This window comes from Hymenobacter sp. H14-R3 (assembly GCF_030063445.1).
Lineage (GTDB): Bacteria > Bacteroidota > Bacteroidia > Cytophagales > Hymenobacteraceae > Hymenobacter.
Map to the genome: position 1 here is coordinate 24762 of NZ_JASITD010000027.1, position 14879 is coordinate 39640.

23 protein-coding genes are annotated in these 14879 nt (G+C 58.1%); 11 read left to right on the forward strand and 12 right to left on the reverse strand.

The window, feature by feature from the left end; genetic code table 11:
• Nucleotides 1-66 precede the first annotated feature (66 nt).
• Genes QMK33_RS19330 through QMK33_RS19345 form a run of 4 tightly spaced genes read right to left on the reverse strand, consistent with a single transcriptional unit; the run spans nucleotide 67 to nucleotide 1306 of the window.
• Nucleotides 67-624 carry a hypothetical protein gene (locus QMK33_RS19330; RefSeq protein ID WP_283566266.1) on the reverse strand — a complete coding sequence of 186 codons (558 nt, stop codon included), beginning with the start codon at nucleotides 622-624 and terminating at the stop codon, nucleotides 67-69.
• The gene (locus QMK33_RS19335; RefSeq protein WP_283566267.1) at nucleotides 617-862 is read right to left on the reverse strand and encodes a hypothetical protein; all 246 of its coding nucleotides are present in this window, start codon (nucleotides 860-862) and stop codon (nucleotides 617-619) included. Before QMK33_RS19335 ends, QMK33_RS19330 begins: the two co-directional genes overlap by 8 nt.
• 22 nt (nucleotides 863-884) lie before the next feature.
• The gene (locus QMK33_RS19340; RefSeq protein ID WP_283566268.1) at nucleotides 885-1082 is read right to left on the reverse strand and encodes a hypothetical protein; all 198 of its coding nucleotides are present in this window, start codon (nucleotides 1080-1082) and stop codon (nucleotides 885-887) included.
• A complete protein-coding gene (locus QMK33_RS19345; protein WP_283566269.1) occupies nucleotides 1079-1306 on the reverse strand; it encodes a hypothetical protein in 228 nt (75 codons plus the stop codon). The genes QMK33_RS19340 and QMK33_RS19345 overlap by 4 nt, the downstream gene beginning before the upstream one ends.
• A gap of 309 nt (nucleotides 1307-1615) precedes the next feature.
• On the opposite strand from QMK33_RS19345, the gene QMK33_RS19350 reads away from it, so the two are divergent.
• The 5 genes from QMK33_RS19350 (at nucleotide 1616) to QMK33_RS19370 (ending at nucleotide 5589) form a co-directional block, all read left to right on the forward strand.
• Complete coding sequence (locus tag QMK33_RS19350; protein ID WP_283566270.1) at nucleotides 1616-1849, forward strand: hypothetical protein; 234 nt, start codon at nucleotides 1616-1618, stop codon at nucleotides 1847-1849.
• Entirely contained in the window at nucleotides 1827-2063 is a 237-nt protein-coding gene (locus QMK33_RS19355) for a hypothetical protein (protein ID WP_283566271.1), read from the forward strand. The genes QMK33_RS19350 and QMK33_RS19355 overlap by 23 nt, the downstream gene beginning before the upstream one ends.
• 219 nt (nucleotides 2064-2282) lie before the next feature.
• A complete protein-coding gene (locus QMK33_RS19360; protein WP_283566272.1) occupies nucleotides 2283-3590 on the forward strand; it encodes a site-specific integrase in 1308 nt (435 codons plus the stop codon).
• Between the two features lie 125 nt (nucleotides 3591-3715).
• Nucleotides 3716-4996, forward strand: a complete 1281-nt coding sequence (locus QMK33_RS19365; protein ID WP_283566273.1) for an agmatine deiminase family protein — start codon at nucleotides 3716-3718, stop codon at nucleotides 4994-4996.
• Nucleotides 4997-5007: 11 nt separating this feature from the next.
• Nucleotides 5008-5589 (forward strand): hypothetical protein, encoded by a 582-nt coding sequence (locus QMK33_RS19370; protein WP_283566274.1) that lies wholly within the window; start codon nucleotides 5008-5010, stop codon nucleotides 5587-5589.
• A 49-nt stretch (nucleotides 5590-5638) separates the two neighbouring features.
• On the opposite strand, the gene QMK33_RS19375 is transcribed toward QMK33_RS19370, so the two are convergent.
• Nucleotides 5639-5833: a hypothetical protein gene (locus QMK33_RS19375; RefSeq protein WP_283566275.1), complete on the reverse strand. Its 195-nt coding sequence runs from the start codon at nucleotides 5831-5833 to the stop codon at nucleotides 5639-5641.
• Nucleotides 5834-5904: 71 nt separating this feature from the next.
• On the opposite strand from QMK33_RS19375, the gene QMK33_RS19380 reads away from it, so the two are divergent.
• The 6 genes from QMK33_RS19380 to QMK33_RS19405 all read left to right on the forward strand — a co-directional run bounded on the left by QMK33_RS19380 (nucleotide 5905) and on the right by QMK33_RS19405 (nucleotide 9503).
• Nucleotides 5905-6510 carry a thermonuclease family protein gene (locus QMK33_RS19380; protein WP_283566276.1) on the forward strand — a complete coding sequence of 202 codons (606 nt, stop codon included), beginning with the start codon at nucleotides 5905-5907 and terminating at the stop codon, nucleotides 6508-6510.
• Nucleotides 6511-6569: 59 nt separating this feature from the next.
• Entirely contained in the window at nucleotides 6570-7601 is a 1032-nt protein-coding gene (locus QMK33_RS19385) for a hypothetical protein (RefSeq protein WP_283566277.1), read from the forward strand.
• Nucleotides 7602-7677: 76 nt separating this feature from the next.
• The gene (locus tag QMK33_RS19390; protein ID WP_283566278.1) at nucleotides 7678-7938 is read left to right on the forward strand and encodes a hypothetical protein; all 261 of its coding nucleotides are present in this window, start codon (nucleotides 7678-7680) and stop codon (nucleotides 7936-7938) included.
• A gap of 34 nt (nucleotides 7939-7972) precedes the next feature.
• On the forward strand, nucleotides 7973-8521 hold the full coding sequence (locus QMK33_RS19395) for a hypothetical protein (RefSeq protein ID WP_283566279.1): 549 nt from the start codon (nucleotides 7973-7975) through the stop codon (nucleotides 8519-8521).
• Nucleotides 8522-8803: 282 nt separating this feature from the next.
• Nucleotides 8804-9142, forward strand: coding sequence for an MmcQ/YjbR family DNA-binding protein (locus QMK33_RS19400; RefSeq protein WP_283566280.1), 339 nt, complete (start codon nucleotides 8804-8806; stop codon nucleotides 9140-9142).
• A 97-nt stretch (nucleotides 9143-9239) separates the two neighbouring features.
• Nucleotides 9240-9503, forward strand: coding sequence for a hypothetical protein (locus QMK33_RS19405; protein WP_283566281.1), 264 nt, complete (start codon nucleotides 9240-9242; stop codon nucleotides 9501-9503).
• 438 nt (nucleotides 9504-9941) lie between these two features.
• On the opposite strand, the gene QMK33_RS19410 is transcribed toward QMK33_RS19405, so the two are convergent.
• From QMK33_RS19410 to QMK33_RS19440, 7 genes are all read right to left on the reverse strand, one after another.
• Nucleotides 9942-10667 (reverse strand): hypothetical protein, encoded by a 726-nt coding sequence (locus QMK33_RS19410; RefSeq protein WP_283566282.1) that lies wholly within the window; start codon nucleotides 10665-10667, stop codon nucleotides 9942-9944.
• A gap of 37 nt (nucleotides 10668-10704) precedes the next feature.
• Nucleotides 10705-11862 carry a pYEATS domain-containing protein gene (locus QMK33_RS19415; protein WP_283566283.1) on the reverse strand — a complete coding sequence of 386 codons (1158 nt, stop codon included), beginning with the start codon at nucleotides 11860-11862 and terminating at the stop codon, nucleotides 10705-10707.
• Between the two features lie 334 nt (nucleotides 11863-12196).
• On the reverse strand, nucleotides 12197-12787 hold the full coding sequence (locus QMK33_RS19420) for a hypothetical protein (RefSeq protein ID WP_283566284.1): 591 nt from the start codon (nucleotides 12785-12787) through the stop codon (nucleotides 12197-12199).
• A gap of 30 nt (nucleotides 12788-12817) precedes the next feature.
• Nucleotides 12818-13522 (reverse strand): PD-(D/E)XK nuclease-like domain-containing protein, encoded by a 705-nt coding sequence (locus tag QMK33_RS19425; protein ID WP_283566285.1) that lies wholly within the window; start codon nucleotides 13520-13522, stop codon nucleotides 12818-12820.
• Nucleotides 13523-13549: 27 nt separating this feature from the next.
• Nucleotides 13550-13798, reverse strand: coding sequence for a hypothetical protein (locus tag QMK33_RS19430; protein ID WP_283566286.1), 249 nt, complete (start codon nucleotides 13796-13798; stop codon nucleotides 13550-13552).
• 123 nt (nucleotides 13799-13921) lie between these two features.
• Nucleotides 13922-14614, reverse strand: coding sequence for a hypothetical protein (locus QMK33_RS19435; RefSeq protein WP_283566287.1), 693 nt, complete (start codon nucleotides 14612-14614; stop codon nucleotides 13922-13924).
• Nucleotides 14615-14679: 65 nt separating this feature from the next.
• A complete protein-coding gene (locus tag QMK33_RS19440) occupies nucleotides 14680-14874 on the reverse strand; it encodes a hypothetical protein (protein WP_283566288.1) in 195 nt (64 codons plus the stop codon).
• Between the last annotated feature and the right edge of the window lie 5 nt (nucleotides 14875-14879).

Here is a 14879-nt window from a genome sequence, read left to right on the forward strand (position 1 = left end):
TTGTATTCGTACTGGCTAGCCGTGCTCCGAGGCCTGGGCAGGCTAGAAAGTCCTCTTCTGAGGGGTCTAGGCACGATACAGGGCTCCTCTCTCAGTCTTCGTGGCGTAGTAGTGCAGCGCCATCAGCAAGCCCAGCTCGAACTGGTCGTCGCCGCTCTCGAGCGAAATCGTGTAGTAGGTAGTGCTGTAGATGTGCCCCATGCAGCCCAGCGATGGCCGGGTGCTCACCACGGCCCCGCCTTTATCAGCCATAGCTGCGAAAAAGGCCTCCAGCATGTAGTGGCCCACGGGCACCTCCACCACGTAGCGCGCGCCCCCCACGGCGCTGGGGGGCGCGGGGTATAAGGGCAGCACGCCCTCCCGCAGTAGCTCCTGCTCCGCGATAGTCCAGCTGGCTTCCGCGAAGGCCAGCGCGCCAGCCAGGGGCACCCGGGGCGATATGGCCAGCAACTGGCGCTCCTTGCTGCTGAAGGTCTCGTGCAGCTCATCCCAGGCCCGGCGGGTTTGGTCCCAGGTAGGTGAGTCTTGAGGGATAGCGTACTGCTGATGAATCAGTTTGCTTAGTTCGTGGCCCAGGTGGTGAATGTCATCGACCAGGCGCTCGGCTTGCTGCTGCTTACCCACGAGCCGAGTCTCCTTCCAAAATAGCCAGCTCCTCAGGCGACAAGCCAACAACTGAAATAACTGCTTCCAGGGCGGCCGCGATGCGCTCCTGGGCTTCGGCTATGCGCAGCTGGATGCTGAGCGCGATAAGGTCGCGGTCGTAGCGGGCGCCACCTTCCGTGAAAACGTAGGCGGGTGGGGTGCCCACCTGCAGGAGCTGGCGCGAAACGTCGGCCAACGGGGTGAATTGGGAATCCATAAATCGTTTAGTAGTAGGGTGGTTAGTTCTGGTGCATCGTGGCCAGGGTCGTGGCCAGGCCCGGGCTGATGCTCACCGATTGCTTTTTGCGCTGCTTGATATCGCCGAGAGGCTTGAGAATCACGAAAATGCCCAGGGCCATCAGCTGAGCGATGGTGGTGCGGAATTGCCCTGAGTCAGAGTTGCTCGTGTAGAGCGTGACGACGCCAGTGATTATCATAGCGCAACTGCCTCCTGCCGCTCCAGTAATTCGATATCGTCGGGCTGCTGGTGGGTAAGGGTGGCCAGCCACTGTTTGAGCAGGCCGACTTCCAGCAGCGATAGCTCCTTCTTGCTATCGTTCGCCATTATCTGGTTGAAGCGGTGGATGGTCATGCCATCGAGCTGCCGCAGCAGGTCATCGGTGGGAACCATCGATTTAATGCCGGCTTCCTGGAGCAGCATTTTTAATCTATTCCGGATTCTCATGAGGGTGGTTTTTGGAGTTGCTGGCCTACTATTTGTCTAGTGCCTGTCTAACTCTAACGAGTTGACTGTACAAAAGTGTCAAATAATATGGACAAAACCTACGCCACCCTACTCAATATTGTCGCGCTACCTGGACAAAAGACTGTACAATTTTGTCATACTATGGCCTCACGCGGTGAACTAGTCAAGAAAGTGGTGCAGGAAAGTGGACTTTCCATATCTCGTCTTGCCCAAAAAATAAATATTTCCCGGGCCCAGCTTTACCTCGATTTTGCCAATCCGGAAATGTCGTGGGATAGAATCCTAGCAATTGGGAAGGTGCTCAAGCACGATTTCTCCGAAGAATTCAAAGACTTATCCGGTGCCCTGGTTAGTCTCGTTAACGAGGAGCCGGCCCCCTACAAACGCCAATTCGATGATTGCCAGGACCGTCTGGTTTCGGTGCAGCACCAATTGATTGCTGCCCTCCAAACCCTCGACCTCTACAAGCAGCGCTATGGCCCCGACCCTACCAACTGATTTGCTCCAGCGCCTGCTCGATGCCGAGTCCACCGGTGCCGTGCGCCTGGTGGATGAGCAAGCCCGCCCGGTCGCGCTCCTTGATGTCCTGGATGCGCGCACCTGGGCGCACCTCACCGATGCGGCTGATGGGTGTGTGTATGTGCACGAGCTGCGAGGCAGCCGCGACTTGTTGCAGGCCAGCTACCAGGAGCTACTCGGCCTGAATGTTTAACATTTGTTTACCACGGCGATGCTAAGTGCTTGTATAATAAGCCTGTTTTGTAGCCCCGTCTCTGGTACAATAACCGACAACCGGAAGACCCGGAAAACAGCTTCTCGCGTCGCAGAAGCTGTTTTCCGGGTTTTTTGCGTTCGGGCCAACCGGTAGGCACGGCGCTTCATGTGGGATGTGCTACGCGAGTAGCGCCCCCCTATACGCCCCCTTCCACCAATGACTACTCAGTTTGTGTTAAGGACTGACAAGAAGGACAGCTCGGGACGCTGCCCGGTCCACCTCATCGCCTACTTCGACGGGCTACGGCTCAAATGCGCAACCGGCGAAAAATGTAAGCCCGCCGAATGGAACGAGAGTCGGCAACGGTTTCGAAGCTCCTTTACCGGAGCCGAAGAAGCTAATGACTTTCTGGATTTGCGTGCTACTCAGGTAAGCGACTGGTGGCGCAAGGTGCGGGCCGCGGGCGGCACGCCCACGCTGGCGGGGCTGAAAGCCGCGCTACGGCCGGTAGTCGAGCCGGTGGCGGTGGTGCCGGTGAGGCGGTCCATTACGGTGCTGAACGACGAGCACCGGGAGGCCTTGCGGGCGCGGGGCTACGCCGATCACACGCTACGCCAGCGCAAGATGCTGGGCAGCTGGCTGGCCGCCTATGAACAGGAGCGGGGCGAGCTGCTGGACCCGACTACCTACGACCTGGCGACCCATGACCGGGTGCTGCACTTTCTGCGCTTTGACCGGAATCTAGCCCAGAACACCATCGCCTCGGTGGTGCGCGGGCTGAAAGTGCTGCTGCGTTGGTGCCGGGAAGAACGGGGGATGGCGGTGCCGGTTGAACTGCGGAAGCTGCAAGGCAAGCACGCCGATATTCTGAAAATGTGGCTCACGGCCGAAGACCTAACAGCGCTGGCCACGGCCGTGCTGCCTTCGCACCTCGTGCGGGTGCGAGATGTGCTGTTGTTCTGCTGCTACACTGGACTGCGTTACTCGGACGTGTGGGCCTTGCAGCCAGGCCACATACATGAATGGGATGGGGCACGGGTGCTACGGCTAGTGCAAACCAAGACGCGCACGGGCGTGAGTATCTATCTGACCGATGCGGCTTCGGCCATCCTCGACAAGTATGCTGGGGACGGGGAGCGAGCGCGGCTACTGCCAGTACTGGCTAATCAGGTAATGAACCGCCATCTAAAACAGGTGGGTAAGTATGCGGGGCTTACTGCGCCAGTGGTAGTATCTGAGCGGGTGGCCGGGGTGATGGTGAAAAAGTCGGTGCCGAAATACGAGCTGCTGACTTCGCACACGGCTCGCCACACCTTCGCCACGCAAAGCTTGCTACGTGGGATGCCGGTGGAAGTGCTGCAAAAGGTAATGGGCCACGCTAAGATTCAAACGACCTTGATTTACGCCAAAGTTGTTGAGGATTTGCAGCACCAAACCATGCGGCGAGTGTGGGAAGGGCAGCCGGCCAGCCACGACGGAAAAGCGAACGGAGCGGTGTGCCAAGTGCTGCCGGGCGCGGCGTAGGCTATCATTCATGCACGGCCGGGCGGGGCCGCGCATTGGGGCTGGGACGGGCAATAACGCGTAACAGATACTATGTGCTACCTCCCTTGTCCACCCGCTATATTCGGCCAAAAAAGCGCTGCCTTATGCACCCGGAGGATATTGCCGACGACCCCGAATTTCAACGCTATGCTGCGCTGGTAGAGGATTTTACTAACGGGCCGAATATCAAAGAAGTAGAGCACCTGCGCGATTTGCTGGGGCAACTGCTGAAGTTGCAGGCGCAGGAGGCTCTACTGAACTGGCAGCGCATTCAGCCCTGGATGCTGTCGAATGACGAGCGCCAGGGTGATTCTACCCACTTGAACCGGGAGGCTACTCATGCAATGTGGCGGCGTGTACGGGCAGTAGGCAACCGACTAACGGCCGAATTTAGAAGCGAGGCGTTGGCGCTGTTCGGGCCGCTGGGAATGGAGCCGAGCGACTATGAGGCCGGGCTGCGGACGGACTTCGCACCGATACGGCAGTTGGTGCTGGCCTACCCGGAAGGGGTGAGCGGTGAGGGTAGTGACTACAATGGGCTGACGCAGTTTTATGATGAACTGCTGTGCAAGGTGCCGCCCGAGTTGGAAGTGGTGCTGCTGGTGAAGTCGCGGGCGGTGATGCTGCGGCTACTGCCTAGGCAACTGCACCCGCGCCTGCGCTACGTAGTGCAGAGCGAGTTGCAGACTATCTGGCTGCGCGACGCGGTGGGTTTCAATTGCGGGGGAAAGCTTGTGAAGCCGCGCTACTCGCCGCTGACTATTGGGGAGAGTATGCTGCTGGTGCCGGCGGTGTTGGGAATGGATGTAGAACGCCTGCCGTGGTGGTGGGACGGGGGCAACTTGGTGAGCGACGGGCGGGTAGCCCTGATAGGCGAACTGATGCTGAAGCACAACGGAGTGGCCGTCGGCTCGCTCGAATACATACAGCTAGTATGGGATATTCGGAAAGCGCTGGGCGTAGAAATAGTGGAGTGGGTAGCGTTGCCGAGGGCTGACAAGCTGGGGCATACGGATGGCTACGTGGCCTTCGTAGGGGAGAATCGGGCCGTGGTCGCCACCTACCCGACGGAATGGGCACCCGACCAACGGTGCGCCGATGAGCTGGCGGAGCGGCTACGAGCGCATGGTGTAGAGGTGACGCGGCTACCAGAGAACCCTACTACCAAACCCGGCGCCTCGTCGCTGGATAGTGCGGTGGGTATCTACGTTAATTTTCTGCAACTTAACTCGACCTGGTTGGTGCCAACCTATGGGCTGGATAGCGATGAGGCCGCGCTAGACTGCCTGCGGCGATTGAATCCCCAGGGCCAGGTAGTGCCGGTGAACTGTACTCGACTGGCTGAACTGGGCGGAGTGCTGCACTGCATAAGCTTTACTAATTAACTTCTGGCTGTATGGATACCGCGCTGCAACACGACACGATTGCCTTGATACGACAGGGATGCCGAGCGGCGGCGGGGCCGCTGCAACGGGTGGCTGAGGTAGGGGTGAAGGCGGTGCATCGTTTCCGCTTCGATATCGGAGGAATGCGCGACTTCTCAGAGGAAAAGATTCGAAAATCAGTAGAGCACCGGGCTGATTTCCAACAGTTGGCAGCGGTACGGGGACCGGCCGTATATGTGTTCGAGATATGTCCACCCGGCAACTCGGTCAATGTGCTGGCAGCAGCTAAGCTTTACGCTGATACCAAGACACGGGCTGTACCGGCGCGGCGCATCAATATCGACAACACTTCGTCGGTGCTTTACGTGGGTAAAGTGTCGTCGGTACCGCTAAGTATGCGGGTAATTCAGCATTTAGGCTTCTCGCGTTCGGCAGCTACGCAAGGGTTACAGCTTTACCATTGGGCGCGCGAGTTGAGCTTAATACTGGATATGACAGTTTTCGAGTTTGAAGACGATATGGCTGCGCCGCTGCCGTTGGTAGAGCGAGCAGTGGCGCAGCAGCTCCGGCCGCTGCTGGGTAAGCACGAGTAAGGTGGTATAGTATGCTTTATCCATACTTAAGCTACGCTCCAGCTACGGGCTAGCTACGGTTCAGGGCGCGGGAGACTTCGGCCTCGGGCAGGCCGGTGAACTGGCAGAACTCGCCTATGCTGACGTAGGAGCCGGCCGGTTTACCCAGCTTGGTGCGGATGCGCTGCAAGAGGCGCTTGCCGGCGGTGTATTGGTTGCCGGTGAGCTGAGCTGCCTGCTTGGGGTAGATGCAGACCTGAAGCATTATGGGGGCTTTTGGGGTATAGTTGGCAAGGCGAATATACAACCGCCAAAACCGGGCCGTAGGTTCGGGTCATGGTTCGCAAACGGGTTATTTCGGTAATGGCGGGGGTAGGGCTGGCGGGGGCGCTGGCGGTGGGGTGCGTGGGTATGCGCTCGGACGACTTGCCGGTTTCGTCCTTCACCGCCCGCGCCGCGGTGGCCGCCGAGGCGGCCCGCGTGGTGCGCGTCGTCGACGCGGATACCTACATCATGCTGTCGGGCGGGAGTACCTACCGGCTGCGGCTGCTGGGCGTGGACGCGCCCGAGCACGACCAGGCGTTCGGGCCCCAGGCCACCGACTCGGTGGCGCGGCTGCTGGCACCGGGGCGCGTGGTGCTGGTGGCGCGGGCTGGGCTGGACCTGTACGGCCGCACGCTGGGCGCGGTGCTGCTGCCCACGGCGACGGTGGCCGCGGCGGGCCGGCCGGTGCCCTTGGATTCGCTACTGGTGGCGCGGGGCTGGGCCTGGGCTTACGACCCGAACCACACGGTAGCGGGCCGGGCGCCACAGCAGCTGGCCGCGCAGCGGGCGGGGCTCGGGCTGTGGAAATGCGGCGTAGCTAAGGCCGTGCCGCCCAAGCTGTGGCGCTCCTTCAATTCGGAAATCAAGCGGCGCTATCAGGGTACTTGCCCCTGGTAGCAGCGCCGCGTAAATGAAAGCAAGAGGTTACTTCTCTCACCTTTTTTCTGTACTTCCCTATGGCCTCTCAAACTGGCATTCTGGGCTTGCAAGGCACGGTAGGCGGCCTTGTATTCGCCAAAGACGGCTCGGTCCGTCAAAAACCCGCCTCCAATAAGGCGGCCTTCACTTCGTCGGCTTCGCTGGCACGTACTCGTGAAAACGCCTCCGAGTTTGGCCGCGCCGCCTCGGGCGGCAAGCTGATTCGGGACTCGCTGCGCGCCCTCATCGCGGCGGCTTCGGACCGCCGCATGGTGAGCCGCCTCACGCAGAAGGTGCGCGCCGTGATTGCGATGGACACGGTGAACGGCCGTGGTACCCGCCTCGTGCAGGGCGATAACGTGGCCAGCCTGCTGGGCTTCAACTTCAACCTGGGCGCGGGCATCGGCCAGAACGTGTTTTTTCAGTACACGGTGGCCGGCAGCGGCGCGAACGTGACGCTGCACATTCCGTCGCTGGCTCCGATTAGCGACATCGCGCCGCCCCAAGGCGCGACGCACTTCGAGCTGTTGTTCGGGGCCTCGCTGATGAACTTCGCCACCGGCACCTACACGCAGGCCACGGTGGCCGCGCCCCTAGGGGTGCTGGCACTGAACTCGGCGACCATCAGCAACCGCGATGTGGTGGCGGCCTTCCCGGCCGCGCCGACGGTCGACGAGGTGGTGGTCGGCGTGCTGGGCATCAACTTCTACCAGCAGCTCAACGGGCAGTACTACCCGCTGAACAACAACTCGACCAACCCGCTGGCAATCGAGTACATCGCGGGCTCGGGCTCGGTGGGCGGCGGCTCGGGCAACGTGGCCTACAACACGAACCTGACCGGTCCGAATGACAACGCTCAGGGCGTGACGCTGGCCGCCTCGGCGGGCGACGGCTTCGGCTTCGACGCGCTGACGACGGGCGGCAGCGCCCCGGCCAACATGGACATCAACGTGGGCGGCGCGCAGGTGGCCTCGGTGGCGTACCTGGACCGCTACAACGGCAAGGCGTTCAGCTTCACGCACGCCGGCGTGGCCCACACGGGCGCGTTCGCGGCCACGGTGAACTTCTAGGCCTAGCGGCCTAGCCAACGAATGGGCCGGCCCTGGTGCGATGCCGGGGCCGGCCTGTTTTTTAGCCTCATGCGCGATGAATAGCCTTCTTACTACTACGGTCGGGCTAGGCCAGGTACAGATTACGGCCTTGGAGCCGATGGTGGGCCTCGACACGGTGCGGGCGCAAGTGGCGCTCGCGCATTGGTTGGTGGCGGTGGTGCAGGCCCCGGCCGGCCAGTACTACGCCGACCTGCAAACGGCTTTCGAGGTCGGGGCGGCGTGGCCGCCGGCTCCTTTTCCGGTGGGCTACGTGCTACTGGGCTACCTCGACCCGCGCGACCTGGCGGCCGGCTGATTCTTTTCTCTCAACTTTTTACTACTCCATACTTATGAGTACGATAAGCAAAAAACTGGTGGGCTTCCTCTACGGCGGGGCGGCCCAGGCGCTGGCCTCGGCGGCCTGGAAAACCAACGCGAACGCCGTGTACGGCATCACCAGCGACGGTACCGCCTACCAGGTGTTCAAGCCGGGCAATACCTTCAACTCGCTCACCCAGCTCGTGCCCGATGGCATATACATTCTGGACGCCAACAAGCTGGGCTTTGACCTGCCGGGGGCCGTGCTGGCGGCGAGCGCCGCCGTGGGGCCGTCGGCCGGGGCCCTGACGCTGACGAGCTTCCTGCACAGCTTTTCGGGCGGTTACGACAACCTCACGCTGCAAGTCTCCTCGCCGGTGGCGACGGATACGGAGTACCTGCTGGTGTTCGACTCGCTGGGGGCCTACTCCTATAAGCTGGCTTTGAACGACACGATTAGCTTATCGGTGCCGAGTGTGGCGGCCGGGCAGGTCGTCACGATGACAGCGGTGGCCCCGTCCGGGGCGCGGCTGACCCACACGTTTACGGTAGGTGAGCAAGCTGATGCAGCGGCTTTATAGCGGCCATTACTATAAAATGCAGGAGCCGGCCCCTGTATGGGGGTCGGCTTTTTTGTGTCGGTAAGGCTTGGCTACACCTGTTGCTGATTCGCGCAACCATCAGGCTACGCGGCGGATACAGCGGTATTACTACCGAGGTAGAATATTTTTTCGGCTGGTTATCAGCTGGAAATGCCAAGTTTATTAGTTGACGAATGAGCTAATTAGTTTAGTAGTCGTTTAATTTGACTTACCGCTCTGCTGGCGGTAAGCCGATTCTCAACCTACTTCATCTGCTACGCAATGGCTTTTCCGATACCACCCGCCCATCTGCCAGGGGCCCTACCCGACTACCCCGTTTCCAATAGCGCCGTGGTGCGGCGGCTGCGCAACCGGCGCATTACGATGGTAGCGCTGCCTAACGGGGACTGCTACACGCATTTTGCGGTGGCGCTGCGCCCCGGCGAGGCGGAGGAGCTGCGGCGCAACGGGCACATGGACACGGTGATAAACTATATTCTGCGGGACCGGGTGCGCTACTGGGTACTGGTGTTGAAGGGCGAAACCTTCGAGGCGATGATTGGCGGCTGGGGCGACTTGCAGGCGCGGGAGCAGCAGCGGAAGGGGCGCAAGCGGGTGTGAGTCCGAGCCAGTAAGCCGGGGCCTCGGCGGCCGAGAATCGGGTTTTGAGGTACCGGTGGGTTGCCGGGCCTCCGTTTTTACTTTTCTACTATTCTTTATGCCATATTTCCTCCCGGATGCTGCATCCATTACCGATTACTGCGGCGCCTACGAAGCCCGCGGGTGCCAGTTTGAAATCGTGCGGGTCGACGTGATGGGCGGGTACGGGCTGCGCATGAACTTCGGTCCCGGTAGTACCGTGTCGCCCATTTTCCCATTGCCGGCCGATGAGATGCAGACCGTGGAAGCTGCGCAGCATTGGATGGAACACCTGCGCGACACGCATTTGAGCCAGTTTGATTATATGCTGCGGGGGCGCTAGCTAGGGCTGGAACGTTAGCGAGTGGGGGCTCGATTGGTAGATTCTAAGTAAGCGCATGTATTGGGCAAAATCATTATTTTGGAGGCTATTTGCAAATCTGCTGATGTCGCACAAGTGCCCAAATATTAGGCTATCATCGGCACTTTCGAGGATAGCAAAGACGGGGCTGAGCTGCCGGGTCTGGTTGCTGGCGAGTACGTGGCCCCAGTGGCTGAGAAGCCTGCAAAGGCCAAGAAATTGGGCATTTAGAAGCCTGACGAGACTCCGGCACTTGCTGGTGAGATGTAGGGATTCGTTAATTCCGGTCAGGTCCCTACCAAAAAGCCGGCCCTCTGATTAAGGGTCGGCTTTTTGGTGTTTGCAATACATTCTGTTACTTGCCCGGTGCTACCAAGGAGTTGCTTGCAAAATTGACAAACGTGCTAATTAGCATTTTTGCTACGGTAAGCTTAAAAGGGTGCAGAAAACAATATTCTTTTTAATTCTATCACTGGTAGTATTTCCAGTGTAAAAATTACCACTTATAGGCACTGCTGCAACGCCCACTGGGAAATTATCCACTTTTAGTGTCCTGCCCCGCTTCACTAAATGAGTTGTTTCACATGTTTGGACTGAAGCAGCATTTACATAAAAGTACTGACAGTTCGCTGGGTTGTTGCATTTTACACCTGTTGGTATCTTTGTCTTATCGACTTGTCGACCCGTTATTGTTGATATTGCCAAAGTGGTGGAATTGTATTCGTATCGTTCTTCATTGGACATGCTTGGGCTTATACCCATAAAGCTAATAGAGGCGGATGTACTTTTGTCGATTAGCTTGTATTCAATTTCAGGTAGCGATGGCGGAACAACTCTATTTTTGGTAGTGTCTGCTTTTATATTATTTAAAACCTGGGTGATTGTTGCGTTTCCGTCAGGAGATATCTCAATTAGGACAATGCTTCCTACAAAATCCTGCAAATGATTAGCCCATAATGTGCTCTCAAACGCGATTGAACTAACTGGGGAAAAGGGCGCCCCACCTGGATTAACAAGTGACTGCATTAAGGTGGGGCTAATTAAGTCTGTTTTTACGACTTTTGCCTTGATAGGCGGCTTTGGTTGAACTTGTGCAGTACAAAAATAAGGGACTGCAAGAGTGAGGGTTAGTAATGCTGCTTTCATTAGATTTAGTTTGAAGGTGAATGCCTCTTGTGTTGATTCATCGTGAGCCTTTGCCTCTATGGTCAACGAAAGGTGATCTAAGGTCTAATTTGTGGATTCCTTCAGTATCATTATTGGCAAAAATGTATTTTGAAATAATGACTGAGCTATCATCCTTGAAAGTTATTTTCGCTTCACACATAAAGTTTCCCCATACTTTTGTTAGTATTATGTGATAATTATTAGACCCATCATTACTTGTCATAGGATTGAATGTTTCCCTATGAAAATAATAATCTACTTTTGATATATTATTTAATAATTCTTGTTTACCTAATATAGTAATTGATACCTGTTTTGCTATTATTTTTAAACCACTGTATTCATAAGACCTTTGTTCTTGATAAGTTGGTTTTTTTTTGGTTCGTTTGTCTCTTTTTGTAAACAAGGTTTTCTTGTTGGTTGCGGAGTAATTTATACGAAGAGTATCTACTTGATTGTTATTTGGTTTCGGATAAAATTCTTGTAATTTTATTATGTCCAAAGAGCTTAAATATCCTTCGTTTAAATAAATATCATTGCAATAGTTCATGACTGACCGTGCATTGCACGGAACGACAGTAAGGGTGCTGTCACTCGGGTTCATCTTCTCAAAATTGATGCAATCTTTCTGAGAACAGTCGTTTCGGCTTTGTTCATGACTGAAACCGATAGAATGACCGAACTCATGGACTGCCTGAGCTTCAATAAATAATTTCTTGAGCTTAGGATTTGAAGGCCATACTCTCTCACTAGGTACGTCACTGTAATAATTCGATGCTATCGGCAGGAAAATGGGCGTATCCTTAAAGGAAAAATTAAGTCTCATTGCAACACTGTCTGAATCAGCTGCTTTGCCTATTCTGCTTTCCGGAGGTACATCTTCGATTTTTATTCTAATTCCGTTGCTGCCTTTAGGATTATAATCCTGGCATTGGCACCATCCTACAAATTCTAAACTTGAAGCAGATTCCCAAGTGCGTTTAATAGCATTTTGAACCCATTCCCTTTCTATTTTATTACTCTGACTTGGATTAAGCCAGCATACAGGGATAGAATTGGTGTTCCATATTACAGCTGGATTTTTACCTTTCTTTGGCTTTGAAGTGAACGAAGGGAGCAATAATATGCTAAACAGCACAAGTGCAACTATTAAAGTTAGTGTTAGTACGCGCATATTTTAAGCAATTTCAATCGACCAAAATTACTTTTTGCTTAGTAGCTCTGCATCAGTGCTACCACTGAATTTTGTAGCTGATTGAGTAATTTATTTGCTCTTGAACAACATATGCTCTATTCATATCATTTTTAAGTATATTCAAGATTTTCAGCTGGTTAGATATTGGCATAATAGTTTTGCACCCAGACGTGAAAAGCCTCAACGTCCGGGCGGGGCGCTGGGGCTTTTCACGTCTGGGTGCACGTTGGTACTGGCGGTATCAACTCAGGGAAGCGGGTGCTGAGTGACGGCCCGAGTCATCGAAAACGAATTACTAGCTCACCAGATAGGTCTATTGCAAATAATCTAGGGCCGCATCGGGAGTCGGGACCGGTCCCGCCATCGTCATGCCGCCTTCGGGCAGCTCGGCTCTGGTGTAAAACTGCTGGTCGCGGGCGCGGAAGATTTCTCGGTGTAGCTGCTGGGCTGTGCTCATGGCTGGCTGGCAGCGGGTTGGGAGTGGAAAATTACGGAGTAGCAGGGCGGGAAACAGCGGCGGTATCAGAATGGCGGTTCCTCGTCGTCTGGACTGCGGCTGCCGGGTGATGCGAACCTGAACAACGGCGCGGGCGCATGTGCTGCACGCTCGCCGGCTTCGGTGGTGGTGGCCACGAGGCGGGGGGGCGGCCGGGTATGGTTCAATCGACTGGCCGTTGTGGCCGGGGCCTTCCCAGCGATGCGGCAGGTTGGGGGCTCCGGTTAATACGGTATCGCCGGCGGCTGCGGCGGGCTGAGCGGCGCGGCGGGCGGCGGCTTTCTGGTGGTCGCGGGTGAATTCGGCCAGCAGTTCGGTAAAGTGGGCCAGGGCTCCGGCGTGGGTCTGGTGCGTGGTGCTGACGGTGTACCCGCGCTGGTCCTGGATGATGTTTAGCTGGGTAAGCATGGGCTTTATATCGTAGTTCTCGGACACGGTCTACGCCCGGTTGAAGGCCTGGGCCCAGGCCCGCGTAGGCACTGCCGGTACCGTGGGTAGGGTGGGCTGCGGCTGTTGCTGGGCGCAGAGTTTCAGCAGGCGCTCGTACTTCTTGCGGCCTTGCTCGATGAGGCCGGGGGCGGCGCTCACCTCGAACTGCCACACCTCGGAGGGGGCTTTTTTCTGCACGCCGATGATGATGAACCGGGCCGCGCCCAGCAGGTCGGTGTAGAGGGCGGCTTGGCGGTCATAGTCGTACTTCTCAATGGTGGCGCAAAAGCTGGCGTAGTCGGGGCAGCTTGTGGTTTTGAAATCGACTAGCACCCGCCGTCCGGTTTTGGGGCTGGTGATGAGTAGGTCGGGGCGCACTTTTACCGTGAGGCCGGTGGCCTCGTGGGTGGCGGTGTGGGTCTGCTCGGCCTGGCCCCGGTAAAGCAGGTCACGACAAAACCGCTGGCGGCGCACGGCCGCGGCCAGGTCCTCAATCTGCTGCCAGGGCACGCGCTGGGCGGTGCGCTGGTATTGGGCGGGCTCCAGCACGGCGGTATGGAAGTGGCTGCCGAAGGCCAGCGCCTGCGGGTTGGGCTGGCGGGTGATGCCTAGGGCGCGGTTTTTAGTTTCGGTCAGGTCGGTATTGGAAACGAAGGGTAGGGCCCGGTGGGCTTCCTGAGATAGGCCGGGGTGGTGGCGGTGGTCGGTGAACATGGCGGGGCGAATAAGTGGCGGTGAGGGCTATTGGTGGTGGTCGATGATGCAAGCGAGGCGGCCGGCCTCGGCGGCCCGGTGCAGCCAGATGTGGGAGCCGCCGCAGCCTACCAGGTAGGCCGGTTCGGGAAAGAGCTGGCGCACGGCGGGCGCGAGGTCGCGCAGGTCGGCCAGCGGGGCGGTGATAGCGAGGAGTTGGGCCAGCTCGGTCAGGCGGGCGGCCTCGTCAGGGGAATTTGGAATTTGCTCTTGGCGGAGTTCGGGAAGTTGCAGCATGAGAGTGAGGCGGGAAGGAGTGAGCTGGGCGCGGGTGGCGGCCCGTTGGTTTCGGCGGTGTCGTCAAGGCGGCCCGCCGCTTCGGGCGGGGCCAGCTGTGGCGTGGCTGGCCCCGCCCGGTGGCTATTCGGCGGTGGCCGGGGCGGCTTCGGCGGCTTCGAGCTGAGCGGGCTGCTCGTCGGCCTGGGGCACGGCGTAGGCGTGGCAGGTTTTCAGGTCGGCCAGCCCGGTGTAGGTTTCTTCGCGCCAGATGGCGAAGTCCTCGGCGAACTCGCGCAGGGCCTGCACCTCGGCCGGGTCGGCTTTGGAGTAGCTAAAGCCCGCGATGTAGTAGGTGGCCGTTTTGCCTTCTTTCGTGGTTTGCTTCTTCTCGGGCGTGACTTTCACCTTCACGTCGGCCAGGGTCAGGTCGTCGTAGAAAAGCGGCTCGATGAGGCGGTACAGGTTTTCCACACTGTAGCCGTGGAAAAGCACGGCGCACACGGCGCCCTTCTCATCAATGAAGAACAGCTCGGCCCAGGTCTTGCGGCCCATGTTCAGGATGTTGTCGGAGAAGATGCGCCAGGCCAGGGGCACGAATTCGAGCGAGTTGCCCAGCGGCACGGTGCCGCCGATGTTGAACTGGCCGGCCTTGGCGTCGAACCGGACCTGGCGCGGGTGGCCGGGCAGGTAGCGGAAACGGCTGGTTTCGGCGACTTCGCCGCTGTCCTCGTCCACGGTGGCCGTGAGGTAGGCGCGGCTGGGCTTCGGGGCGGTGTCGATGGCGGCGGGGGCGGCTTCTGCGGCACCTGCGGCGGTTTTGGTGGTGGTTGCCATTGGGGCGGTTGTGGGGAGTAAAAAAGCGGGGCCAGTCGTCGGCCGGCCCCTACGCCGTTTATAGGTTAGGCCCGGTGCGGGTCGGGGTGCTCGTGTATGTCCTGGAAGTGGCGGCAGTCGCGGATGATGTCGCGGATGGCCCCGGCGCGGGTCGGGCTGTCGTTGTTGGCAGTGGTGGCGCTGAATGGCTGGCGGGCCTGCCAGATGTAGCCGCCGGCGGGCCAGCGGCGGATGTAGGCGCGGAAAATCGGGGCTTTCATGGCGG